We start from the raw sequence: 23739 nt of genomic DNA on the forward strand, positions 1-23739 counted from the left end.
GGCGGCGGGGGCGGTGCGGAGGTCTGCGCCGGCACCGGCGGCATCACCCAGCTGGTCTCCTCCGACGCCCGGCGGTGCGAGCCGCGGTAGTCGGGCTCCTCGGCCCGGCGACGCCGTCGTGCCTGCGGTTCCGGCACCGGCGGCGGAGGCGGCGGCAGCAGCGGCTCCTCGGGCACGTCGATGATCGGGCTCTCGGCGGTGCGGGTGGTGTCGTCCTCCTCCGCGGGCGCGACCCGGCTGGCGATCACCCGGTCGGCCTTGACCGGTTCCGGGGTGCGCAGCCATTCGCCCCGGGTGCGATCGGTCTCGATGGCGGGCCGGTGCGCCAGGTCGGTGTCGAACAGGATCTCCAGATTGGTCCGCAGCGCCGCCAGTTCGGCGCGCAGTGCGGCCACCTCGTCGGCGGACTGAAGGCGCAGTTCCGACGAGATCTCGCGACGCAGATGGGTCTCGACGGTCAGCTCGTACTCCCGGCGTGCCGAGATCTCCCGATCCAGCTGAAGGTCGTACACGAGCTTCAGGTCGCGCACTTTGGCCTGATCGGCGTCGCTCTGCCTTCGATAGATGACCGAGACGAACGCCGCGACGACGGCGGCCCACAACGCCAGGATGACGGCGAGCTTGAGCAGTTCGACACGGTTGGTGAACACCAACGCGGAACTCGCCGCAATGGCGAGGACCAGCAACACAGTCAAGAGCAGCCAACCCGGCCTGCGGCCGCTGCGCCGACTCTGCGCGCCGCGGGACAGAACGGTCATGCGCCGACTGTACCTGTGCGAGGTCACTGCGCGTGTCGCCGCGCATCGGCGATTCTGAAGATCCCTGCGCTATTCCGGCAGACCAGACGGATCGTCGGGATCGTCCGTCCGGTCGCCGGGCGACTTGCAGCAATGCTGAAGCCAGAGCGCGGCCACCATGAGCACCAGTGCGCAGGCCGCCGCGACGAGCGCCCCGGGAGTGTCCTGCTCGGCCACCCGCAGCGTGGTCCGACGCGGAAATGTGTAGGCCAGCACCGCCAGCCACCACCCGAACATCACGGCCCCCACCCAGGCCGACGCCTTGGCGATCACCACGGTCCGCGCCACCGCAAGCGGGTGCAGCCGGTCTGCGCCCAGTCCGATCCTGTTGTCGGCGATCTTGGTGCGCACCTGCCACCCCCAGACCGCCTCGACCACTCCGACACCGGCCAGCGAGATCCCGGTCCAGAGCGTCAGCGGCGGAAACCACCGGTAGAGCAGCAGCACCGCGAGGTATCCGAGGACGGCGGCGACGACGACGGCCGCGGCCAGGTCACGCTTTCTCGTCGGGCCCATGCAACTCCGCCGCGAACAGTTCGACACCCTCGCGTTCGGCCGCGTCGATCTCGTGCAGAAGGTCGAGCACGCTGCGGCGCTCGTCGGCCACGGTCAGGGTGGCCTCGGGCTCCACCGCGAGCCACGGGATCAGCACGAATGCCCGCAGGTGCGCCAACGGGTGCGGCAGGGTGAGCCCATCGGACCGGGAGATCACCTCGGGCGCTTCGAGGTTGGCCGGATCTCGCACGGAGACCAGGTCGACGTCCAGCGTCCGCGGCCCCCACTTCTGCTCGCGCACCCGGTCGGCGTCGCGTTCCAGCTGCTGGGCCAGCTGCAGCCATGCGGGACCGTCAAGCGCGGGATCCTCGGCGATCACGATCGCATTGAGGAAGGGACCCTGGTCGACACCGCCCCACGGGGCGGTCTGGTAGACCGGCGACACCGCCACCACCCGCTCGCCGAGCGCGTCGACGACACCCTGCAGGCGCGCCAGCCGGTCGCCGAGGTTGGACCCGATGGAGAGTACGACGCGACTCACAGGGTCTCCCCCACCGCCGGGATGATCGAACCCCTGCCACCGCGGCGCGACCTGCGTGCGACCACGGCGACGTCGGCGAAGTCCAGCGGGATGGGCGCCTGGGGTTTGTGCACCGTGACCTCGGCGGCGTGCACGCGCTCATCGGACATCACGTCGTCGGCGATTTCGCCGGCCACGGTCTCGATGAGGTTGCGCGGTTCGCCGCCGACGACGGCGGCCGCCCGTTGCGCGAGCACCCCGTAGTCGTAGGTGTCGGACAGTTGGTCACTGGCCGCGGCGTCCGCGAGGTCGATCCACACCGTGATGTCGACGACGAAGTCCTGGCCGTCGCGACGCTCGTGGTCAAAGACTCCGTGATTACCGCGAACCTTCAAGCCGCGCAGTTCGATTCGATCAGCCATTCACGCCTCCTCCCGCACTGTTCCAGGCCGCCAGCACCTTGAGGGCGTCCACCGAGGCCCGCACGTCGTGGACCCGAACCCCCCAGGCCCCGTGGGCCGCGGCGAGCGCCGAGATCACCGCCGTGGCGACCTCCCGCCCGTCCGGAGCTCTGACGGTGCCGTCGGCGTCGGCCAGCAGCGAACCCAGGAAGCGTTTGCGGGACGCACCGATCAGCACCGGCAGGCCCGTCTCCACGAAGCTGGGAAGAGCGTTCAGCAGGGCCCAATTGTGTTGCGCTGTCTTGGCGAACCCCAACCCGGGATCAATGATCAACTGACTGCGCGCCACCCCGGCCGCCAGGGCGTCGTCGATCGCCGACTGCAGTTCGGCCCGCACGGTCGCCACCACATCGCCGTAGTGCGGGACGTCGTGCGGATGCTCGGCCCTCACCGAACGCCAGTGCATCAGCACCCACGGCACCCCGGCGTCGGCCACGACCGACGCCATCTTCGGATCGGCCCGTCCACCGGAGACGTCGTTGACGATCTGGGCGCCCGCGTCCAGGGCGGCTCGGGCGACATCGGCGTGCATTGTGTCGATGCTGACGGTGATCCCCTGGGCGGCAAGCCCTCGGATCACCGGGCCGACGCGCGCCGACTCGACGTCAGCGGCGATCCGGACTGCTCCGGGCCGGGTCGACTCGCCTCCGACGTCGACGATCGTGGCCCCCTGGCCGACCAGTTCTAGGCCGTGCGCGATCGCGCGTCCGGGATCGAGGTAGCGGCCACCATCGGAGAAGGAGTCGTCGGTGACGTTGACAACCCCCATCACCTGTACGGGCAGTCCCGCCGCGAGCGTCATTTACGCAGGATGAGTTCCAGCGCCTCAGCACGAGAGGCCTTGTCCGACTTGAACTGTCCGCGCACTGCCGAGGTGGTGGTGGTGGCGCCCGGCTTGCGGATGCCGCGCATCGCCATGCACAGATGCTCGGCCTCGACCACGACGATCACGCCGCGGGGGTCGAGTTTGCGCATCAGGGCGTCGGCGATCTGGGCGGTCAGACGTTCCTGCACCTGGGGACGTTTGGCGTAGAGGTCGACGACGCGGGCCAGCTTGGACAGCCCCGTCACGCGTCCGTCCACACCGGGGATGTACCCCACGTGCGCCACACCGTGGAAGGCGACCAGGTGGTGCTCGCACGTCGAGTACATCGGAATGTCCTTGACCAGCACAAGTTCATCGTGCTGCTCGTCGAACGTGGTGTTGAGCACCTCGTCGGGATCCAGGTAGAGCCCGGCGAACATCTCCTGATATGCGCGGGCCACCCTGGCGGGTGTCTCGATCAGTCCGTGCCGGTCGGGATCCTCACCGATCGCGTAGAGCAGTTCGCGGACCGCCGCCTCTGCACGCGCCTGATCGAACACCGGACGATCAACCGTTGCGACCCGAGAATTCGGCAGCACCATGCAAGACTCCGTTCGTCATCACGCATTTCCCGGCGGTACGGTCCGGTTCGAGTCGTTACCCGACGGCTCGCCCGGCGGCGGGTTCTGCGGCGGGTACGGCTGGTACGGGTAGGGCTGACCCGGGTACGGCTGCTGCGGCGGCACCTGCCACCCACCCGACGGCGGTGGTGGCGGCGTGCCCTGCGGCGGCGGGTACCACCCGCCCTGCGGCGCTGCGCCGCCCTGCGGTGGCCACCCCGGAGCATGCCACCCGGCCGGGGCGCCGTAGTCGGGCTGAGTCGGGCCGTTGGGGTGCTGAGGCGGTGCGCCGTTGGTCGGATTCGCCCCATGGGCGCCGTTGGCGCCGTTGGCTCCATTGGCTGCGCTGGCGTTGCGGATCGCCGTCTTGAACGCGGGCTCGGGCACCGGCTTGGGCCATTCCTCGCCACGTTCGATCGCCAGTTCGCCCGGCGTCTTGATCGGCGGCTTGTCTGATGGGATGCGACCGCCGAAGTCGTCGAACGCCGTGATGCGGGGCCGCTTCTTGACGTCAGCCAACACCACCTGGAGTTCGGCCTTGTGCAGCGTCTCCTTCTCGAGGAGCTCGCCGGCCAGCCGGTCCAGGGCGTCACGGTTCTCGGTCAGGATCTCCCAGGCCTCGGTGTGCGCGGCCTCGATGAGCTTGCGCACCTCCTCGTCGATCTCCCGAGCCACCTCGTGGCTGTAGTCGGCCTGCGTGCCCATGGTGCGGCCGAGGAAGGGGTCGCCGTGCTCCGTGCCGTAGCGCACCGCGCCGAGCTTGGCGCTCATGCCGTACTCGGTCACCATCGCGCGGGCGATCTTGGTGGCCTGGTCGATGTCGGACGACGCGCCGGTGGTGGGCTCGCGGAACACGAGTTCCTCGGCCGCGCGGCCACCCATCGCGAACACCAGGCGGGCGATCATCTCCGACCGGGTCATCAGACCCTTGTCGTCCTCCGGCACCGCCATCGCGTGCCCGCCCGTGCGACCGCGGGCCAGGATGGTCACCTTGTAGATCGGCTCGATGTCGGGCATCGCCCAACCGGCCAGCGTGTGACCGCCCTCGTGGTAGGCGGTGATCTTCTTCTCGTGCTCGCTGATGATCCGGCTCTTGCGGCGCGGGCCGCCCACGACGCGGTCGACGGCCTCCTCGAGTGCGGCGCCCGTGATGACGGTGCCGTTCTCGCGCGCGGTCAGCAGCGCGGCCTCGTTGATCACGTTGGCCAGGTCAGCGCCCGACATGCCGACGGTGCGCTTGGCCAGGCCGTCCATATCCGCGTCCGGCGCGATCGGTTTGCCCTGCGAGTGCACCCGCAGGACGGCCTTGCGCCCGGCCAGGTCGGGGTTGGACACCGGGATCTGGCGGTCGAAGCGGCCCGGGCGCAGCAGCGCGGGGTCCAGGATGTCGGGCCGGTTGGTGGCCGCGATCAGGATGACACCCTGCCGGTCACCGAAACCGTCCATCTCGACCAGCAGCTGGTTCAGGGTCTGCTCACGCTCGTCATGACCACCGCCGAGGCCCGCGCCGCGCTGGCGGCCGACCGCGTCGATCTCGTCGACGAAGATGATGCAGGGGCTGTTCTGCTTGGCCTGCTCGAACAGGTCACGCACGCGGGAGGCGCCGACACCGACGAACATTTCGACGAAGTCCGAACCGGAGATCGTGAAGAACGGCACCCCGGCCTCGCCGGCGACCGCACGGGCCAGCAGGGTCTTGCCGGTGCCCGGCGGGCCGAACAGCAGCACGCCCCTGGGGATCTTGGCGCCGAGGGCCTGGTAACGGCTGGGGTTCTGCAGGAAGTCCTTGATCTCGTAGAGCTCTTCGACCGCCTCGTCGGCGCCGGCCACATCGGCGAACGTGGTCTTCGGCATGTCCTTCGACAGCTGCTTGGCCTTGGACTTGCCGAAGCCGAAGCCCATCCGGCCACCGGACTGCATCCGCGAGAACATCACGAACAGGCCGATCAGCAGCAGCAGGGGCAGCATGTAGATCAGCAGCGAACCGAGGGCGCTGCCCTGATTGACCGTGGTGTTGATCTTGACGTTCTTGCTCTGCAGCGCGTCGAACAGCGGCACCGCGTACCCCGTCGGGTACTTGGTGATGACCTTGTCGCTGTTTGCGGTGTCACCGTTGCCGCTCTTCAGTTCGAGCCGAAGCTGCTGCTCACGGTCGTCGATCTGGGCGCTGTTGACATTGTCGTCCTGGATCTGCGACATCGCGACCGAGGTGTCGACGGGCTTGTACCCACGGGTGTCGTCACTGAAATAGAAGAAGGACCACGCCAGCAGGAGCACAACGCCGATCACGGTCAGCGTGCGGATCACGTTTTTTCGGTTCATCGTCAGTCTTTGGCCAGCGGGTGCGGGTCGGCCGGGTCCTTCCACGTGCGGGGCAGAGTTGTGAGCTGCGTTCAGTCAGGCTACCGCTAGTCCAACGATCGAAGGTTCCCGCCGGTGTGGTTTGGTGACCGGGTGGGCGAACCTGACGAACGTTTCGTCGTGCGCGATGGTGTCCGTCTGCGCGTCCTCGACGCCGGCGCGACCGGCGAGGCCGACCAACCGGTCGTGGTCCTCGCTCATGGCTTCCCCGAACTGGCGTACTCGTGGCGCCACCAGATCCCGGCCCTGGTCGACGCCGGCTGGCGGGTGCTGGCCCCCGATCAGCGCGGGTACGGCGGCTCCGACCGCCCCACCGACGTCGAGGCCTACGACATCAACGCCCTGACCGGCGATCTCGTCGGCCTGCTCGACGACATCGGCACCTCTCGGGCGGTCTTCATCGGGCACGACTGGGGTGCGCTGGTGGTCTGGCACACCGCACTGCTGCACCCTGCCCGGGTCCGCGCCGTCGCGGGCCTGAGCGTGCCGCCGATTCCGCGGGCCCGCACTCGGCCCACCGAACGGTGGCGGGAGAAGTTCGGTGCGGACTTCTACATGCTCCGCTATCAGACCCCCGGGGTCGTCGACGCCGAGATGGCCGCCGATGTCGCGGGCACCATGCGGGATCTGTTCGCCGAGGGCAGACAACCGGGCCTGCCCGACTGGATCTCACCGGCCGACTTCGAGGTCTACGTGCAGCAGTTCAGCCGGACCGGGTTCACCGGCGCGCTGAACTGGTACCGCAACTACGACCGCAACTGGGCGGCCACACCGCATCTGACGGATGCGCGCATCGACGTGCCCGCGCTGTTCGTCGGCGGAAGCGCGGATCCGGTGCGGCACACCATGCGACCCGAACGTGCCCGTGAGGTCGTCGCGGGCCCCTACCGGGAGATCTGGGTTGACGGTGCCGGCCACTGGCTGCAGCAGGAGCGGCCGACCGAGGTCAACCGCATCCTGCTGGCGTTCCTGTCCGACGTCACAGGTGGGTGAACTCGCGTGCCATCTCGGCCCGCTCCAGGTATTCGGCGCGGACGGGACGGCGGTGCGATTCGGGTGCCACACCCACGGTCGCGGCGTTGGCGAGACCGTGCCAGCACACGGAGAACCCATGGGTGACGTGGTGCGCGAGGGCCGGGGCCGCCCGCAGATACGCGTGCGGCAGGTGACCGATTCTCAAAGCGTTGGCGACCATGATGGTCCCCCTTCCGATCCGCCGACCGCGGCGAGCGATCGGCTCACCTACAAACCCTGCGCGGCCCCGCCGCCGAGGGCGTGAGTAGTCCACTACTTGAACTCGCGCACCGCGCAGGCGAATTCCCGACGCAGCCCGCCGGTGACACGCGGCGATCGCCGGTAGGGTGCCACCATGCCGATCGCCGGGAACTCCAAGACCCCCATCCGGTTGTCCGTCGCCGTGCTCGCCGGCGTGGCCGCTGTCACGATGACGGGCTGTGATGCCGTCAGCCCCGCGTCGTCGGGGGCACCGAACGTTCGCCAGGTGACCGTCGTCGGGAACGGCGAAGTGCAGGGCACGCCCGACACCGTGACCACCAACGTGGGGATCAGTTTCACCGGCGCGGACGCGGTCACCGTGCTCAACCAGACCAACGAACGCCAGCAGGCCGTCATCGACGCCCTCGTCGGGGGTGGCGTGGATCGCGACAACATCGCCACCACCGGGGCCACCCTGCAACCGCAGTACGGGCCCGACGGCACCACACCTGCCGGTTATCAGTCCACCAACACCATCGACGTCCGCATCCACGACGTCGACGCGGCATCGCGCGCTCTGCCGCTGATCGCGAACATCGGCGGCAACGCCACCCGGATCAACTCCGTGACGTTCTCGATCGACGACGACTCCGACCTGGTCCGGGACGCCCGGGCCCGCGCGTTCGAGGACGCCAAGTCGCGCGCCGAGCAGTACGCCGAGCTGTCCGGGCTGACGCTGGGCGACGTCATCTCGATCTCGGAGGCCGCCGAGGGGTCGACCCCGCCGTCGCCCACGCCCATGCCACGCGCGATGGCCGCCGACGTGCCGTTGTCACCCGGTCAGCAGACCGTGAGCTTCTCGGTCACCGCGATCTGGGAACTGCGCTAGCGCCCACAGGACCGTCGCGAGCGTCCGCATTGGTCCGCTTTCGGGCGGCGCGTCGCGTACAGACACGCGCGCTCGCCGGATTAGTGGACTGCGGTGACGTCCACCGGGATGCCGTTGAGCACGGCCGTCCCCGACAGGGGGTCGAGTGCCCCGCCGTCGTTGAGTTGATTGACGTTGGCCTCGGCCCACCCGTGCGGGATCGACACCACGCCCGGCCGGATCGTGTCGGTGACCTCGATCGGGATGAGGATCTCGCCGCCGGGGCCCTTCACCGACGCCATGTCGGTCAAGCCCCGCGCGGCGGCGTCATCCGGATGGATCTGCAGTGTGCACCGGTTGGTGCCGCCGGTCATGTGCATCCAGCTGTTGTTCGAACGCAGGTGCCGCCTGCCGATCAGCACCAGCCCATCCACCCGGCCGGCCAGCGACGCGCGCAACCGGGCCGCGTCGGCGACCAGTTCCTCGGGCGCCAACTCGACCTGGCCCGACGGCGTGCGCAGCACTTCGAGGAGTCGGGGCTGAAGCGGTCCGAGGTCGATGCCGTGCGGCGCCTCCAGCAGCCGCTGCAGCGTCAGCCCGCCGGGTTGGGCGCCGAACGCATCACCGTAGGGGCCGACCCGCAGCATCATGTCGAGTCGCCGCTCATAGCCCGGCCCCGCCGGCAGCATGCCGATCATCTCGTCGACCGATCGCCCAGCCACCGGCGACTCCGGATCCTCGGACTCCTTGGCCAGCGTCGCGCGGATCACCTGCTCGTCGGCCAGTGTCGGGTCGGCGTGCACCCCCAGACCGAAGACCAGGAGCGCGATCCTGGCCAGGATCTCGGTCTCGTCGGGCCAGCCCTCGTCGGGCGGCAGCACCGGCGGTGAGTAGCGCGCATTGTTGCGCACCGCGAGGTTGTTGAGCACGAAGTCGAAATGCGGACTGCGGGACGGTGGTGGAGGCGGCAGGATCACGTCGGCGTGCCGCGTCGTCTCGTTCAGGTACGGGTCGATGCTCAGCATGAACCCGACGCCGTCGAGAGCCCTGGCGAGCCGGTCCCCGTCGGGCGCCGACAACACCGGATTGCCCGCGATCGTGATCAGCGCCTTGATCTGGCCGTCCCCGGGGGTGTCGATCTCCTCGGCCAGCGCGACGGCCGGGAACTCCGATGCGACCTCGGGGTGGCCCGACACGCGACTGTGCCAGCGGCCCACCTGGAATCCCCGGCCCCGGTGTGGCGGCCGCGGCGTGGACGCCGTCGGTGACAGCGGGAACATCACCCCGCCCGGGCGGTCCAGGTTGCCCGTCAGGATGTTGATCACCTCGACGAGCCAACTTCCGAGCGTCCCGAACTCGACGGTCGAGGTGCCGATGCGGCCGTACACCGCGGCACTCTCGGCGGTCGCGATCTCACGCGCCAGTCGCCGGATGTCCTCAGGCTCGACACCGCAGTGCGCGGCCACCAGGTCGGGGTTGAAGTCGGCCGCCATGCCGCGGACCTGTTCGACACCCGCGACGTGCTCGGCGATGCCCCCGAGGTCGGGAGCCACCAGATCCTCGTCGAAGAGCACGTGCACCACCGCGAAGAGCAGGGCCGCGTCCGTGCCCGGGCGCGGCGCCAGATGCCAGTCCGCCTGGGCCGCGGTGCGGGTGCGGGCCGGGTCGATCACGGTCAGCCGGCCGCCGCGCCTGCGCAGCGCCTTGAGCCTGCCCGGGAAGTCCGGGGCCGTGGTGAGGCTGCCGTTCGACACCAGGGGGTTGCCCCCGATGATGACGAGGTGGTCGGTGCGGTCCAGGTCGGGCACCGCGAACGCGAACGGGCTGCCGAACAGATGCCCGAGCGCGACCTGCTTGGGCATCTGGTCCAGAGTGCTCGCCGAGAACACATTGCGCGTGCCCAGGGCCTTGATCACCATGGGCCCGTAGAGCGCACCTGCGACGGTGTGCGCGTTCGGGTTTCCCACGTAGACCCCGACGGACCGGCCACCGTGCTCGCCGAGCACCGCGCCCAGACCCTGCGCGACGGCATCGAACGCCTCGTCCCACGTGGACTCGGTCAGTTCGCCGTCACGACGCACCATCGGGTGGGACAGTCGCGCGGGGTCGTTGTCGAGGTCGGCGAACGTCGCGCCCTTGGGGCAGATGAACCCCGCGCTGAAGACGTCCTCGGCGTCGCCGCGCGCCGCGGTGACGCGGTCACCGTCGACGGTCAGGGCCAGGCCACACGTCGCCTCGCAGATCGGACAGATGCGAAGTTCGGTGCGCATGGCGCCTCCAAGATCAGTGGCTGTAGACCTTCGGCTCCAGTGTGCCGATGTAGGGCAGATCTCGGTAGCGTTCGGCGTAGTCGAGGCCGTATCCGACGACGAACTCGTTCGGGATGTCATAGCCGACGTACTTGACGTCGATGTCGGTCCGCACGGCGTCGGGTTTGCGCAGCAGCGTGCAGACCTCCAGAGACCGCGGGTTCCTGGTGGCGAGGTTGCGCAGCAGCCACGACAGCGTGAGCCCGGAGTCGATGATGTCCTCGACGATCAGGACGTCACGACCGTTGATGTCGCGGTCGAGGTCTTTGAGGATCCGTACGACACCCGACGACGACGTCGACGATCCGTAGGAGCTGACGGCCATGAACTCCAGCTGGGTGGGCAGCGGAATCGCCCGGGCCAGGTCGGTGACGAACATCACCGCGCCCTTGAGGACCGTCACCAGCAGCAGATCCTCTGCGCCGAGCGAATCGCTGTAGTCGGCCGCCACCGCGGCTGCGAGTTCAGCCGTGCGGTTCTGAATGTCCTGTTCGGACAACAGCACCGATTTGATGTCCCCCGGATAGATTTCCGCAGAATTCACTGGCACGTTCACAGCGTGCCACGTCGCGGCGTGCAGAACCAATGCGGTGACGTCCAGGGTTACCGTTCGGTGTGTCGCAGCACCAGCCGGCCGTCCCGGCGTTCGGCGAACACCCGGCGGTCGCTGAACTCCGTGCCGATGGCCACGCCGCCCTGCCCCCGCCATGACGTCACCAGCGCGTCGACTGCCCGGATGTGCCGGCTGGTGAGATTGCGCGCACCGGCGGACAGCAGCCACTCCCGGATCGCGCGCAGGCGCACCGCCGCGGGCAGCCGGGCCAGCTTCACGGCGTCGAGACCCTGTTCGGTCACCACCAGCGCGGCCGCTCGTGTCGTCAGCTCGTCGAGGACGTCGCCATCCTCCTGCAGTGCGGTCGCGGTGCGGGCCAGCGCCTCGGCGACGCCACCGCCCAGCACGTCCTCGAGCAGGGGCAGCACCTCGTGCCGCAGTCGCGACCGGGTGTAGCGCGCGTCGGTGTTGTGCGGGTCGCGCCACGCCCGCAGCCCAAGAGCGTCACACGCCGCCTCGGTCACCTCGCGGCGCACACCCAGCAGCGGGCGGCACCACGGGGGGTCGTAGGGCCTTATCCCGGCGATCGACCGCGGACCGGACCCGCGCCCCAGGCCCAGCAGCACGGTCTCGGCCTGATCGTCGAGCGTGTGGCCGATCAACACGGGTGCGCCGTCGCGGGCCCGCGTCAGCGCGGCATAGCGGGCGGTCCTGGCCGCCCCCTCCGGACCGCCATCCCTGCCAACGCTGACCGAAAGAACCTGCGCGCCAACACATCCCAGAGAAAACGCCTGCTCCCGCGCCTGTTCTGCGATCGCCGCGGAGCCGTCCTGCAGTCCGTGGTCGACGATCAGCGCGGTGGTCGGCAGCAGACCCGCGGCCGCGGCGGTGAGGGCCAGGGAGTCCGGGCCGCCCGAGAGTGCGACGCACCACCGGTCGGCACCAGGGAGCCACTGGCTGGCGAACGTCGAGACGGCAGCGCGCAGGCGGCCTACAGAATCCGGTCGATCCACAGCTGAGGCTCATCGATTTCAGCGGGCAGGGGCAGGGTCTCCGCGCTCGTCCAGACGGTGTTGAAGCGATCCATGCCGACGCGTTCCACGACGTGGTCGACGAAGGCCTTGCCGCGGGTGTACTGCGCGAGCTTGGCATCGATTCCGAGCAGGGCCCGCAGAAGTCGTTGCAGCGGAGGCTGTCTGCGCTGCCTGCGGTCGTCGAACCGGCGCCGGATGGTGGCCACCGACGGCACCACCGCCGGACCGACCGCGTCCATCACATGGTCGGCGTGCCCTTCGAGCAGGGTGCCGAGAACGAGGAGTCGATCCAGGGCCTGCTGTGCGGGCTCGGACTGCACGGCGCGCAGGAAACCCACCACACCGTCGCGCCGGTCTCGGGCGAACTCGGCCAAACGTCCCACCACGGCGGCGAATTCATCGCTGGTGTCGGCGGTGAGCACGCCCAGGGCTTCGGTCATGTACCCGGCCAGCCACGGGTTCGCGGTGAACTGCACGCGGTGGGTCACCTCGTGCAGGCACACCCACAGCCGGAAATCCTTGGGCGCCACCCGCAGTTGGCGTTCCACCGCGATGACGTTGGGATACACCAGCAGGAGCTTTCCGCCGTCGGCCGAGAACGGGTCGAACTGACCGAGGATGCCCGACGAGACGAACGCCAGCACAGCACCGGTCTGCGCGCCCGTGATCCGGCCGGTCACCGGACCGCTGCTGCGCTGTTCGCCACCGGTCATCACCCGCATGGAGTCGCTGGCCGCACGGATCCAGTCGGGGCGATCGACGATCCGCGCGTCGGGCACCGGTCCGTCGGTGTGCAGTCGGGTGACCTCGCGGACAGGAGGTTCGGCCGCGCGTGAGGCCGCGGCCAACTCCTCGATGGCCTGGTTGCGGGTGTAGTCGGTCACCGGCGGAGCGGGACGCGCCAACCGGGCGCCGACCGTCGCGGCGAACTGCCAGTCGACGGCCCCGCCGACCGTGCTGCTCATCGGACGCACCCGCAGGTCCGCAGCGCGGCCGCCAGCGCGTCGATCGCGAGCCGACCGGTGGGTCCCGCGTTGTTGGACAGGAACGAGAAGGTCAGCACCCGCCCACTGCGGTCGGTCACGACACCGGCCAGCGCGTTGGTGCCGGTCAGCGACCCGGTCTTGGCGCGCAGCCAACCCGCGGCGCCCTGGCTGGCCATCGGGTCGAGGAATCGGTCGGACAGCGTGCCCGAGCCACCCGCGATCGGCAGGAGGTCCAGCAGCGGACGCAGGTCCCGATGGTCGGGACCGGCGGCCTCACCGACCACCTCGTCGAGCGTCGTGGCGGTCAACCGGTTGTCCACGGACAGACCGCTGGAGTCGACGAGCCTGGCGCCGTCCATGTCGACACCTTCGGCCTTCAGCCGATCGGTGATCGCGTCGACCGCACCGCTGAAGCTCAGCGGCCGACCCTGTTCGGCGGCCACCTCCCGCGCGATCGTCTCGGCCATGACGTTGTCGGAGGTGACCATCATCTGCCGCAGCCGCTCGATGAGGGCGGCGGACTGCACCGAGGCCAACTCCTGACCCGTGGCCGGGCCCGGGGCCGTCGTGACGGTCGCGGGGTCGACTCCCAGGGCCGCGGCCAGCGCCCGCCCCGCGTCCAGCGCCGGGGTCGGCGAACGCCGGGACTCGACCGTCGTGGGCTGCGTGCGGCCACCGTCGAGCATCACCGATTCGATGGGCGCGATGTCGCCGCCGTCGATGTCGGCCGGATCCCAGCCCGGTGCCATTTTGGGGCCGGTGAACAGCGACGTGTCGACCTGGACCGCGGTGACGTCGACGCCGCTGCGCCGAACCTGGTCGGCCAGGTCGCTGATCCGCGCGGCGCCGCGATACCAGGTGTCCTGGTCGGGCGGGGCCGCCGACAGCGTCGGATCCCCCGCACCCACGAGGACCACCAGGCCCGGGGCCCTCGTCTGGTCGGCGGCGACCACCGTGGTGGTGATGCGTGCGTCCCGGTCGAGGGTCAGCAGAGCGGCCGCCGCGGTCAGCACCTTGTTGGTCGACGCGGGCTGCATCGGCAGGTCGTCGCCCTGCTGCCACAGCTGGTCGCCCGTCAGCGCGTCGGTGATGCGCCCGGTCAGGACGCCCAGATTGGGATCGGCCAGCGGCGGCGCGAGCGTGGCGGCCAGACCGGCCCCGGTGGGCATCTCCGAGTCGTCGGCCACCGGCACCACTCCCGGATTGGCCGCCGCGGGCGCCGGGCGCGGGGCGGCCTGGGCATCGCCGCCGTGCCGCCCACCCACGAACAGCGCCGCGGCCGCGACCGCGATGACCACGACGGCGAGTACGGCGAGTCCCACCAGAAGGTGAGTGGTGCGACGCCACCGGTGGGGATGCATGTAGAGCAGGGTATCGCCCCGCTGACGGTCGACCCGGTCACGTTAGGGTGGCTGGCGAGACTTTGGCAGACCCAGCGAGGCGAAGGAGCCAGCCGGTGGAATTCGACGTGACGATTGAGATCCCCAAGGGACAGCGCAACAAGTACGAGGTCGATCACGAGACCGGCCGCGTGCGCTTGGACCGCTACCTCTACACCCCGATGGCCTACCCGGCCGACTACGGCTTCATCGAGGACACCCTCGGCGAGGACGGCGACCCCCTGGACGCGATGGTGCTGCTGCCGGAGTCGGTGTTCCCCGGCGTGATCGTCGAGGCCCGTCCCGTGGGCATGTTCAAGATGGTCGACGAGGCCGGCGGCGACGACAAGGTGCTGTGCGTGCCGGCGGGTGACAAGCGCTGGGACCACATCCAGGACATCAGCGACGTGTCGGACTTCGAACTCGAGGCCATCAAGCACTTCTTCGTGCACTACAAGGACCTCGAACCGAACAAGTTCGTCAAGGCCGCCGACTGGGTCGGGCGCGCCGAGGCCGAGGCCGAGGTGCAGCGCTCAATTGAGCGTTTCAAGACCAGCGGGCACTGATTTTTCCTCCCCGTAACACGGGGTAACGCCGCTGTCCAATCGAGTTCTCATGATGTGTGTGTGCTGATGCATCAGGGGATGGGGTTGGACGCGTTCAATGCGCTGTCCGAGAGTCGCGCGGTGCATGCGCTGTACGAATGCTGCAACAGCGTCATCATGGCCCACGCGCTGGCCGACGACCGGCCCTACGCGAGCCACGATGCGCTGTTCCGGCGCGCCGACGCACTGCTGTTCAGCCTGTCCGAGGCGGCCGTCGACCAGATCCTGGTGGCGTATCCGCACGTCGGCCGTCGGCCCCGCAGCCTCAAGTCCCACGCCGAACAGTGCTCGGTGTGGGACGAGGACGAGGCGGTGATGGCGACGCTGCGAGCCACGGCGCAGGAGTACGAGGACAAGTTCGGCTTCGGGTTCGTCATGTGCTGCGGCGGGCAGAGCGCCCGCGACGTGCTGGGCGCCGTCACCGACCGTCTGCACAACGACGCCGAGACCGAGCGCAAGGTCGTCCGCAACGAGTTGGCGCGCATCAACCGCACCCGGCTGGAGCGCATGCTCGGCCCCGAGGGCGGCTACCAGAACTGGTACTGAAGGCCCTCAGCAGGCCTTTTTGAATCGCAGGCGATGCAGGGTGCTCTCACCCAGGGCGCGAGCATCCTGCTCCGGCGACACCGGGATCAGCGTCACCCCGTCGGCCACCCCGGCGGAGTAGATGTCGGCCACCAGTCCAGCCAGACCGTCGACCGTGCCGACGTAGTGCACGGTGTCGCGTTCGGAGGTGACCGAGGCCATCAGCCGGCGGGCCGCGCGCCTGTCATCGGCGATCAGCACCTCGAGATCGAGGACGACGGCCGACTCGGCCTGGGCTTCGGCCCGGACTCGGCGGCTGGCGCGCTGCGCATGCTGGAGGTCTCGCGCCTGGATCCGGACGGCCGGTTCGGCACCGCTGGTCAGCTCGGTCCAGTCCGCGGCGCTGTCGGTACCGGCGATGAAGAGGCGCAACGAGGACATGGGGCCAGCTAAGCGGCCCCATGTCCTCGTGTCTGCGGTTGCGCTCAGGCAGAGCGGAACTAGGCCGACCGCTTGGCCTCGGCCCGGGTCTTGAGCAGGCTCAACACCATCGTGATGAACAGCGTGAGGATGATCACGCCTAGGCTCCACAGGGTCGGGATCTCCGGCACCGCGACATGCTCACCGCCGTTGATGAACGGAAGCTCGTTCTCGTGCAGCGCGTGCAGGATCAGCTTGACGCCGATGAACAGCAGGATGAACGCCAGGCCCTGGGACAGGTACACCAGGCGGTCCAGCAGGTCACCGAGCAGGAAGTAGAGCTGACGCAGGCCCATCAGGGCGAACACGTTCGCCGTGAACACGAGGTAGGGCTCGCGGGTCAGGCCGTAGATGGCCGGGATCGAGTCCAGCGCGAAGAGCAGGTCGGTGGTCCCGAGCGCGACGATCACCAGGAACATCGGCGTCATCACCCGCGAGCCGTTCTCCTTGACCCACAGCTTGAGGCCGTCCCATGTCTCGGTGAACTTCAGATGGTTGCGCGCGAACTGCACGATCTTGTTGTCGGCGTCGTCGTCGTGATCGGTGTCCCGGGCGAGCTTGATCGCGGTGTAGACCAGGAACGCACCGAAGATGTAGAAGATCCAGGAGAACTGGTTGATGGCCACCGCGCCGAGCGCGATGAAGATGCCCCGGAAGACCAGCGCCAGGATGATGCCCACCAGGAGGGCCTGCTGCTGGTACTTCTTGGGCACCTTGAAGCTGGCCATGATGATGATGAAGATGAACAGGTTGTCGATCGACAGGCTGTATTCGGTGAGCCAGCCCGCGAAGAATTCGAGCCCGAACTGGCGGTCGTGGAAGTTCCACACGAAGATGCCGAACAGGATGGCCAGACCCACGTAGATCGACAGATATGTCGCGCATTCGCGTGTCGAGGGCTCATGGGGTCTGCGGCCGATGACCACCACGTCGAAGATCAGTACAGCCACGGTCACGCCGAGCGTGATGGCCCACTCGAGAGCGGACACGTTCATGTGAGAAATCCTCCGGTCGCCAAAACGCCAGAGGTCTCTTCCGCCGCTCTGATCGACATGCGGCCCACGGCGCCGGTCGACCGATGACGGTCGACGTGATGACGACTCCGCGGCGAAGGAGTACTCCCCTCTGACAGCCAGTCTGTCAGGTCTACCCGCAAAGTGAGAACTCGTACCCCAAAACGCCCGGTGAGCGCGGCGGTGCCGCGACACCGCTGGCGCTTAGTATTTTCGACTTGTGGCAGCGGACCCCGTCTCGCAGATCCCCCCGCAGTATCTGCTCTCGGGGGATGCCCCGGACCCTCGAACCCTGATCGACATCCTCTACGCGACCGCGTCGCGATATCCCGACGCCGCGGCCATCGACGACGGTGACGTCCAGCTGACCTACAGCGAACTGATCACCGACATCGAGGACAGCGTCGCGTGGCTGGCCGCGCGCGGCATCGGTCGCGGCGATCGAATCGGCATCCGGATGCCGTCGGGCAGTTATGCGCTCTACGTCGCGATCCTGTCGACCCTGGCCGCCGGGGCGGCCTACGTCCCCGTCGATGCCGACGACCCCGCCGAGCGGGCCGAGCTGGTGTTCTCCGAGGCGCAGGTGGTCGCGATCATCACCGAGGCGGGTCTGGTCCGGGGGCCCGGTTCGTCGCGAGGCTGGCGCGCCGGGGCGCCGCTGGGTCGCGACGACGCATGGATCATCTTCACCTCGGGTTCGACGGGCACCCCGAAGGGTGTTGCGGTGACGCACCGCAGCGCCGCGGCGTTCGTCGACGCCGAGGCGCAGATGTTCTTGAAGGACAACCCGATCGGACCCGGAGACCGTGTGCTGGCGGGATTGTCGGTGGCCTTCGACGCGTCCTGCGAGGAGATGTGGCTGGCGTGGCGGCACGGCGCGTGCCTGGTGCCCGCACCGCGGTCACTGGTGCGCAGCGGCATGGACCTGGGCCCGTGGCTGGTGTCGCGCGACATCTCCGTCGTCTCGACCGTCCCGACCCTGGCAGCACTGTGGCCCGCCGAGGCCCTCGAACAGGTGCGGCTGCTGATCTTCGGCGGCGAGGCGTGCCCGCCCGAACTCGTCGACCGACTCGCCGTCGAGGGCCGGGAGGTGTGGAACACCTACGGACCCACCGAGGCCACTGTGGTCGCGTGCCTGGCCAAGCTCGACGGCACCGGGCCGGTCACCATCGGTCTGCCGCTGCCCGGCTGGGACCTGGCCGTCGTCGACCCCGAGGGCAACCCCGTCGACTATGGGCAGACCGGCGAACTGGTGATCGGGGGCGTCGGCTTGGCGCGCTATCTGGACCCGGACAAGGACGCCGAGAAGTACGCCGAGATGCCGACTCTGGGCTGGCCGCGCGCCTACCGCAGCGGTGACCTGGTGCGACTCGAACCCGACGGGCTGTGCTTCCAGGGTCGCGCCGACGATCAGGTCAAGGTCGGCGGACGCCGGATCGAACTCGGGGAGGTGGACGCCGCACTGGTCAACCTCCCCGGCGTCTCCGGCGGTGCTGCGGCCGTCCGGCGCACCGCGAGCGGCACACCCCTGCTGGTCGGTTATGTCGCGAGCACCGACCCCGACTTCGACGTGCAGGCGGCGCGCGCAGCGCTCGCCGAGTCACTGCCCGCCGCCCTGGTGCCGCGACTGGTGCTGGTCGACGACCTGCCGACCCGCACCTCGGGCAAGGTCGACCGCGACGCGCTGCCCTGGCCGGTCGGCGACGCCGACGCGGACGACACTCCCGAACTGGCCGGCACCATGGGATGGCTGGCCGGGCTGTGGCGGGATGTCCTGGGCGCCCGCGTCGACGGGCCGGAGGCCGACTTCTTCGCCCTGGGCGGCGGATCGCTGGCCGCTGCCCAGCTGGTGGCGGCGCTGCGCACGCGCCACCCCGAGGTGACCGTCGCGCAGTTGTACGACCACCCCCGGCTGGGATCGCTGGCCGGGTTCCTCGACGAACTCGCGCCGACGGACAAGGTCGAAACCCGTCGCGTCGAACCGACCGGGGTGGGCACCCAGGCCGTGCAGGTCGCGGCCGCCGTTCCGCTCGCGACGCTGACGGGTCTGCAGTGGGTGACATGGCTGGCGCTGGCCAACAACGTGCTCGCGGCGGCCCTTCCGCTGCCGTGGCTGGTGGAGCTCAACTGGTGGTGGGTCATCGCGGCGTTCCTGTTGTTCATCACGCCGATGGGCCGGATGGGCATCGCGGCCGCCGCCGCGCAGATGATGCTGTCCAACCTGGAGCCCGGCACGTACCGCCGGGGCGGGTCCGAGCATCTGCGGGTGTGGCTGGCCGAGCGGTTGTCGGAGGCCAGCGGCGCGGAGAACCTCGCGGGCGCCCCGTGGCTGGTGTACTACGCCAGGGCGCTGGGTAACAAGGTCGGCAAGGGCGTGGACCTGCACTCCACACCCCCGGTCACCGGCATGCTCACCCTTGGCCACCGAAGTTCCATCGAACCGGAGGTCGACCTGTCGGGACATTGGATCGACGGTGACCTCTTCCACGTCGGTCCCATCACCATCGGCAACGACGCGACGGTCGGGGCGCGAACCACGCTGCTGCCCGGTGCCGTGGTCGGCAAGAACGCCGATGTGGCGGCGGGATCCGGCGTCGTCGGCAAGGTCAAGAACGGGCAGTACTGGAAGGGCTCCCCCGCGGTGAAGTCGGGCAAGGCCCGGCACCCGTGGCCCGAACACCGCCCGCCACGGGCGCTGGGCTGGGTGCCCGTCTACGGCGTGACGTCGCTGTTGCTCGGCGCCCTGCCGCTGATCGCCCTGGCGGCGGGCCTGGCCGTGATCGCCCATGCGGTGCGCGACACGCAGACGCTGTCGGCCGCGATCGTGCCCGCGCTGGTGTGGGTGCCGGCCGCGACGCTGGCCTCACTCGGGGTCTACGCGGCGCTGACGGTGGTGCTGGTGCGCCTGCTCGCGATCGGACTCACCGAGGGCTATCACCCGGTGCGAAGCCGGGTGGGCTGGCAGTTGTGGGCCACCGAACGCCTGATGGACGGCGCCCGCAACTACCTCTTCCCGCTGTATGCGAGCCTGCTCACGCCGCTCTGGCTGCGCCTGCTCGGCGCGAAAGTGGGCAAGGGCACCGAGATCTCGACGGCGCTGCTGACCCCGAAGTTCACCGTCATCGAGGACGGCGCATTCCTGGCCGACGACACCATGGTCGCCAGCTACGAACTCGGCGGTGGCTGGATCCACGCGGCCAAGGCCACCATCGGCAAACGCGCGTTCCTGGGCAATTCCGGCATCACGCAACCCGGGCGCCGGGTGCCCGACGACGGCCTGGTCGCGGTCCTCTCGGCGACCCCGCCCAAGGCCAAACGCGGATCCTCGTGGCTGGGCAGTCCGCCGATCCGGCTGCGCCGCCAGCCCACCGCGGCCGACGCCCTGCGGACGTTCCACCCGTCGATCGGGTTGCGGATCATGCGCGGCGCGGTCGAGACCTGCCGGCTGATCCCGGTCATGGTGAGTTTCGCGATCGGGGTGGCCGTGCTGGGCGCGCTGCAGGCGATGGCACACCACTTCGGCTGGGGGTGGGCCACGCTGTCCGGCGGTGTCGTGCTCCTGGCCGCGGGAGCGATCGCCGGCGCCATCTCCGTCATCGCCAAATGGGTTGTCGTGGGCCCCATCCGCGCGGTCGAACATCCCCTGTGGTCGTCATTCGTCTGGCGTAACGAGGTCTCGGACACCTTCGTCGAGACCGTGGCCGCGCCGTGGTTCGCCCGGGCCGCCAGCGGCACGCCCGTGATGAACATCTGGCTGCGGGGCCTGGGCGCCGACATCGGCCGCGGGGTGTGGTGCGAGACGTACTGGCTGCCGGAGGCGGACCTGGTGACCCTGGAACGGGGCAGCACCGTCAACCGCGGCTGCGTCGTGCAGACCCACCTGTTCCACGACCGCATCATGCGAATGGACACCGTCGTCCTCGAGGACGGCGCCACGCTGGGGACACACTGTGTCGCGCTGCCCGCGGCCCGGTTGGGCGCGGGCGCCACCGTCGGGCCCGCGTCCCTGGTGATGCGCGGAGACGAGGTGCCGCCGTCCACCAGATGGCAGGGCAATCCCATTGCCCCCTGGCCGGTTTCGGGCCGGAAGCGGCGCCGATGAGAAAGAGCAGGAACACCGCGGGCAAGCCCCCGGTCATCGATCCGTACCTGCCGCGCAACGGCAATTACGGCTACCGGGTGTCCCGCTACGAACTCGACCTCGAGTACCGGGTGTCGGCGAACCGGCTGACCGGCTCTGCCACCGTCACCGCGGTCACACTCGCCGCGCTCAGTTCATTCTCATTGGATCTGTCTGACGCACTGCGGGTTTCCAAGGTCTCGGTGAACGGACGACGCCCACAGGGATACCGCACCTCCGACGGCAAGCTCCGAATCACCCTGGCAACACCGCTTCCCGCGGGTGCGGCGATGACGGTCGAGGTGCGCTACGGCGGTAATCCGCGTCCGCTGCGCAGCCTGTGGGGGGAGGTCGGCTGGGAGGAGTTGACCAATGGCGTGCTGGTGGCCGGCCAGCCCAACGGCGCGGCGTCGTGGTTCCCCTGCGACGACCATCCCGGGGCCAAGGCCAGCTACCGCATCCAGATCAGCACCGACAGTCCCTATGCGGCGATCGCCAACGGCGCGTTGACCTCTCGCAGGGTGCGCGCCGGCCAGACCACCTGGACCTACGAACTCGCCGAACCCACGTCCACCTATCTGGTGACCCTGCAGATCGGCGACTACGTCACACACAAGCTGCCCAAATCGGGGAAGTCCGACCGATCCGATCGCGATGCCGTGCCGATGCAGGCGCTTCTTCCCGCGCGCCTGCGGGACGACTTCGACCACGACTTCGGCCGGCAGCCGCAGATGATGAAGCTGTTCACCAAACTCTTCGGCCCATATCCCTTGGCCGACGGCTACACCGTCGTCGTCACCGATGACGACCTCGAAATCCCCTTGGAGGCACAGGGCATTTCGATCTTCGGCGCCAACCACTGTGACGGCAGCAGACGCTCGGAACGGCTGATCGCCCACGAACTGGCGCATCAGTGGTTCGGCAACAGCGTGACGGTGCGGCGGTGGCGCGACATCTGGCTGCACGAGGGGTTCGCGTGTTACGCGGAATGGCTGTGGTCTGAGGAGTCCGGTGGCCCCAGCGCGCGGGAGTGGGCGGCGCACTATCACGAGAAGCTGGTCGACTCACCGCAGGATCTGCTGCTGGCCGATCCGGGTCCGGAGGACATGTTCGACGACCGCGTCTACAAGCGCGGCGCGCTCACCCTGCACAGCCTCCGCGGTGTGATCGGGGACAAGAATTTCTTTGCACTGCTTCGGGATTGGACCACGCGCTACCGGCACGCCACCGTCGTCACCGATGACTTCACCGGCCTGGCCGCACACTATGCCGAGGTGTCACTGCGGCCGCTGTGGGACGCCTGGCTTCACTCGACCGCGGTCCCGCAGCTGTGACCGACGCGGCCGTCCCCACCGGGCCCTCGGGGCCTGTCGCCCGCAGCGGCGTCGCCCGCGTGGGGATGGCCACCGCCGTCACGGCGGTGTGCGGGTACGCGGTGCTGTACCTGGCCGCGCGCGACCTCGATCCGGCCGGCTTCTCGGTCTTCGCGGTGTTCTGGGGCGCCTTCGGTCTGGTCACCGGTGCCGCCAACGGCCTTCTGCAGGAGAGCACTCGCGAGATCCGGTTGGCCGGCTCACTCCCTGCGACCGGGGCCGTCACGCGGCCGATGCGGCTGGCCGCCGTCGTCGGACTGGTGTCGGCCGCGGCGGTCGTCGCGACCGCGTTGCTGTGGTCGTCACACGTGTTCGTGCAGGCCCGGTGGTTGTCGGTGCTGCTGTTGGCCGCGGGCCTCGCCGGGTTCTGCCTGCATGCCACGCTGCTGGGCATGCTGGCCGGGGCGGGCCACTGGTCTCAGTACGGCGCGCTGATGGTGACCGACGCGGTGATCCGCGTGCTGATCGCCGGGGCGACCGTGCTGGTGGGCTGGGGGCTGGTCGGGTTCCTCTGGGCGACCGTCGGCGGCGCGCTGGCCTGGCTTCTGCTGCTGCTGGCCTCCCCCACCGCGCGCCTGACCGCGGCCCTGGTGGCGCACGAGGACACCGGCGACTTTCTCCGCGGTGCGGCACATGCGGTGGCCGCGGCGGGTGCCAGCGCCATCCTGGTGATGGGCTTCCCGGTGCTGCTGCAGGCCACCGGCGGCGATCTGGGCGCCACCGGCGGTGTGGTGATCCTGGCCGTCACGCTGACCCGCGCACCGCTGCTGGTGCCGCTGACGGCGATGCAGGGCAATCTGATCGCGCACTTCGTCGACCAGCGCCGGCACCGCCTGCGCGCACTGCTGATGCCGATCGCGATGGTGGTCGGAGTGGGGGCGGTCGGCGTGGTGCTCGCCGCGGTCGCCGGGCCGTGGCTGCTGCGGGTGGGCTTCGGGCCGGACTACATCGCCAGCGGTGCGCTGCTGGCGTGGCTGACGGCCGGCGCCGTCGCGATCGCGGTCCTGACGGTCACCGGCGCGGCGACGGTCGCCGCGGCCCGCCACCGCGCCTATTCGGTGGGCTGGGTCGGAGCGACGGTGGCCGCCGCGGCCCTGCTGGCCACGCCGCTCGATCTGGAGACCCGCACCGTGATCGCGCTGCTGTGCGGGCCCGTGGTGGGCATTGCGGTGCACCTCGGCGCGCTGGCCAGGACCTGACAGCGTCCCCGCGTAGCCTGT

The 23739-nt window shown here is 69.6% G+C and carries 22 protein-coding genes; 7 read left to right on the forward strand and 15 right to left on the reverse strand.

What is annotated here, in order from left to right:
* The 7 genes from A5727_RS09785 to ftsH all read right to left on the reverse strand — a co-directional run.
* Positions 1-758, reverse strand: a 758-nt coding sequence (locus tag A5727_RS09785; protein WP_353612250.1) for a DUF6779 domain-containing protein, incomplete at its 3' end; no start/stop codon positions are given.
* Between the two features lie 69 nt (positions 759-827).
* Positions 828-1313: a DUF3180 domain-containing protein gene (locus tag A5727_RS09790; RefSeq protein WP_068248361.1), complete on the reverse strand. Its 486-nt coding sequence runs from the start codon at positions 1311-1313 to the stop codon at positions 828-830.
* Positions 1291-1833 carry a 2-amino-4-hydroxy-6-hydroxymethyldihydropteridine diphosphokinase gene (gene folK / locus A5727_RS09795; RefSeq protein ID WP_068248365.1) on the reverse strand — a complete coding sequence of 181 codons (543 nt, stop codon included), beginning with the start codon at positions 1831-1833 and terminating at the stop codon, positions 1291-1293. The genes A5727_RS09790 and folK overlap by 23 nt, the downstream gene beginning before the upstream one ends.
* Positions 1830-2234, reverse strand: coding sequence for a dihydroneopterin aldolase (gene folB / locus A5727_RS09800; RefSeq protein WP_068248367.1), 405 nt, complete (start codon positions 2232-2234; stop codon positions 1830-1832). Before folB ends, folK begins: the two co-directional genes overlap by 4 nt.
* Complete coding sequence (gene folP, locus A5727_RS09805) at positions 2227-3075, reverse strand: dihydropteroate synthase (RefSeq protein ID WP_068248369.1); 849 nt, start codon at positions 3073-3075, stop codon at positions 2227-2229. Before folP ends, folB begins: the two co-directional genes overlap by 8 nt.
* Positions 3072-3680, reverse strand: a complete 609-nt coding sequence (folE, locus tag A5727_RS09810) for a GTP cyclohydrolase I FolE (protein ID WP_068248371.1) — start codon at positions 3678-3680, stop codon at positions 3072-3074. Before folE ends, folP begins: the two co-directional genes overlap by 4 nt.
* 18 nt (positions 3681-3698) lie before the next feature.
* A complete protein-coding gene (ftsH, locus tag A5727_RS09815; RefSeq protein ID WP_068248372.1) occupies positions 3699-6020 on the reverse strand; it encodes an ATP-dependent zinc metalloprotease FtsH in 2322 nt (773 codons plus the stop codon).
* Positions 6021-6152: 132 nt separating this feature from the next.
* Here ftsH and A5727_RS09820 point away from each other — a divergent pair, with 132 nt between their 5' ends.
* Positions 6153-7052 carry an alpha/beta fold hydrolase gene (locus A5727_RS09820; protein ID WP_068248374.1) on the forward strand — a complete coding sequence of 300 codons (900 nt, stop codon included), beginning with the start codon at positions 6153-6155 and terminating at the stop codon, positions 7050-7052.
* Here A5727_RS09820 and A5727_RS09825 read toward each other — a convergent pair.
* A complete protein-coding gene (locus tag A5727_RS09825) occupies positions 7039-7254 on the reverse strand; it encodes a hypothetical protein (RefSeq protein WP_068248376.1) in 216 nt (71 codons plus the stop codon). The genes A5727_RS09820 and A5727_RS09825 overlap by 14 nt on opposite strands.
* A gap of 174 nt (positions 7255-7428) precedes the next feature.
* Here A5727_RS09825 and A5727_RS09830 point away from each other — a divergent pair, with 174 nt between their 5' ends.
* Positions 7429-8163 (forward strand): SIMPL domain-containing protein, encoded by a 735-nt coding sequence (locus A5727_RS09830; protein WP_068248378.1) that lies wholly within the window; start codon positions 7429-7431, stop codon positions 8161-8163.
* Between the two features lie 80 nt (positions 8164-8243).
* Here A5727_RS09830 and A5727_RS09835 read toward each other — a convergent pair whose 3' ends face one another.
* The 5 genes from A5727_RS09835 to dacB are packed head-to-tail and all read right to left on the reverse strand — an operon-like array spanning position 8244 to position 14385.
* Positions 8244-10412 carry a molybdopterin-dependent oxidoreductase gene (locus tag A5727_RS09835; RefSeq protein ID WP_068248381.1) on the reverse strand — a complete coding sequence of 723 codons (2169 nt, stop codon included), beginning with the start codon at positions 10410-10412 and terminating at the stop codon, positions 8244-8246.
* Between the two features lie 13 nt (positions 10413-10425).
* Complete coding sequence (gene hpt / locus A5727_RS09840) at positions 10426-11001, reverse strand: hypoxanthine phosphoribosyltransferase (RefSeq protein ID WP_231992017.1); 576 nt, start codon at positions 10999-11001, stop codon at positions 10426-10428.
* Positions 11002-11054: 53 nt separating this feature from the next.
* A complete protein-coding gene (gene tilS / locus A5727_RS09845; protein WP_068248384.1) occupies positions 11055-12017 on the reverse strand; it encodes a tRNA lysidine(34) synthetase TilS in 963 nt (320 codons plus the stop codon).
* Positions 11996-13003: an Rv3626c family coenzyme F420 biosynthesis-associated protein gene (locus A5727_RS09850; RefSeq protein ID WP_068248479.1), complete on the reverse strand. Its 1008-nt coding sequence runs from the start codon at positions 13001-13003 to the stop codon at positions 11996-11998. Before A5727_RS09850 ends, tilS begins: the two co-directional genes overlap by 22 nt.
* Positions 13000-14385 (reverse strand): D-alanyl-D-alanine carboxypeptidase/D-alanyl-D-alanine endopeptidase, encoded by a 1386-nt coding sequence (gene dacB, locus A5727_RS09855; protein WP_068248386.1) that lies wholly within the window; start codon positions 14383-14385, stop codon positions 13000-13002. The genes A5727_RS09850 and dacB overlap by 4 nt, the downstream gene beginning before the upstream one ends.
* Before the next feature lie 95 nt (positions 14386-14480).
* Between dacB and A5727_RS09860 the strand changes: the two genes are divergently transcribed.
* Positions 14481-14969 (forward strand): inorganic diphosphatase, encoded by a 489-nt coding sequence (locus tag A5727_RS09860; protein WP_068248388.1) that lies wholly within the window; start codon positions 14481-14483, stop codon positions 14967-14969.
* 66 nt (positions 14970-15035) lie between these two features.
* Positions 15036-15554, forward strand: a complete 519-nt coding sequence (locus A5727_RS09865; protein WP_068248481.1) for a 2-oxo-4-hydroxy-4-carboxy-5-ureidoimidazoline decarboxylase — start codon at positions 15036-15038, stop codon at positions 15552-15554.
* 6 nt (positions 15555-15560) lie between these two features.
* On the opposite strand, the gene A5727_RS09870 is transcribed toward A5727_RS09865, so the two are convergent.
* Positions 15561-15974 (reverse strand): hypothetical protein, encoded by a 414-nt coding sequence (locus tag A5727_RS09870; protein WP_068248390.1) that lies wholly within the window; start codon positions 15972-15974, stop codon positions 15561-15563.
* Between the two features lie 59 nt (positions 15975-16033).
* The gene (locus A5727_RS09875) at positions 16034-17008 is read right to left on the reverse strand and encodes a TerC family protein (RefSeq protein ID WP_068248392.1); all 975 of its coding nucleotides are present in this window, start codon (positions 17006-17008) and stop codon (positions 16034-16036) included.
* Positions 17009-17246: 238 nt separating this feature from the next.
* Here A5727_RS09875 and A5727_RS09880 point away from each other — a divergent pair, with 238 nt between their 5' ends.
* Genes A5727_RS09880 through A5727_RS09890 form a run of 3 tightly spaced genes read left to right on the forward strand, consistent with a single transcriptional unit; the run spans position 17247 to position 23718 of the window.
* Positions 17247-21128, forward strand: coding sequence for a Pls/PosA family non-ribosomal peptide synthetase (locus tag A5727_RS09880; protein WP_068248395.1), 3882 nt, complete (start codon positions 17247-17249; stop codon positions 21126-21128).
* Positions 21125-22480 carry a M1 family metallopeptidase gene (locus tag A5727_RS09885; RefSeq protein WP_068248397.1) on the forward strand — a complete coding sequence of 452 codons (1356 nt, stop codon included), beginning with the start codon at positions 21125-21127 and terminating at the stop codon, positions 22478-22480. The genes A5727_RS09880 and A5727_RS09885 overlap by 4 nt, the downstream gene beginning before the upstream one ends.
* Entirely contained in the window at positions 22477-23718 is a 1242-nt protein-coding gene (locus A5727_RS09890; RefSeq protein ID WP_068248398.1) for a hypothetical protein, read from the forward strand. The genes A5727_RS09885 and A5727_RS09890 overlap by 4 nt, the downstream gene beginning before the upstream one ends.
* Positions 23719-23739: the final 21 nt, after the last annotated feature.

The sequence above is a fragment of the Mycobacterium sp. ACS4331 genome (assembly GCF_001667265.1).
Classification (GTDB): domain Bacteria; phylum Actinomycetota; class Actinomycetes; order Mycobacteriales; family Mycobacteriaceae; genus Mycobacterium.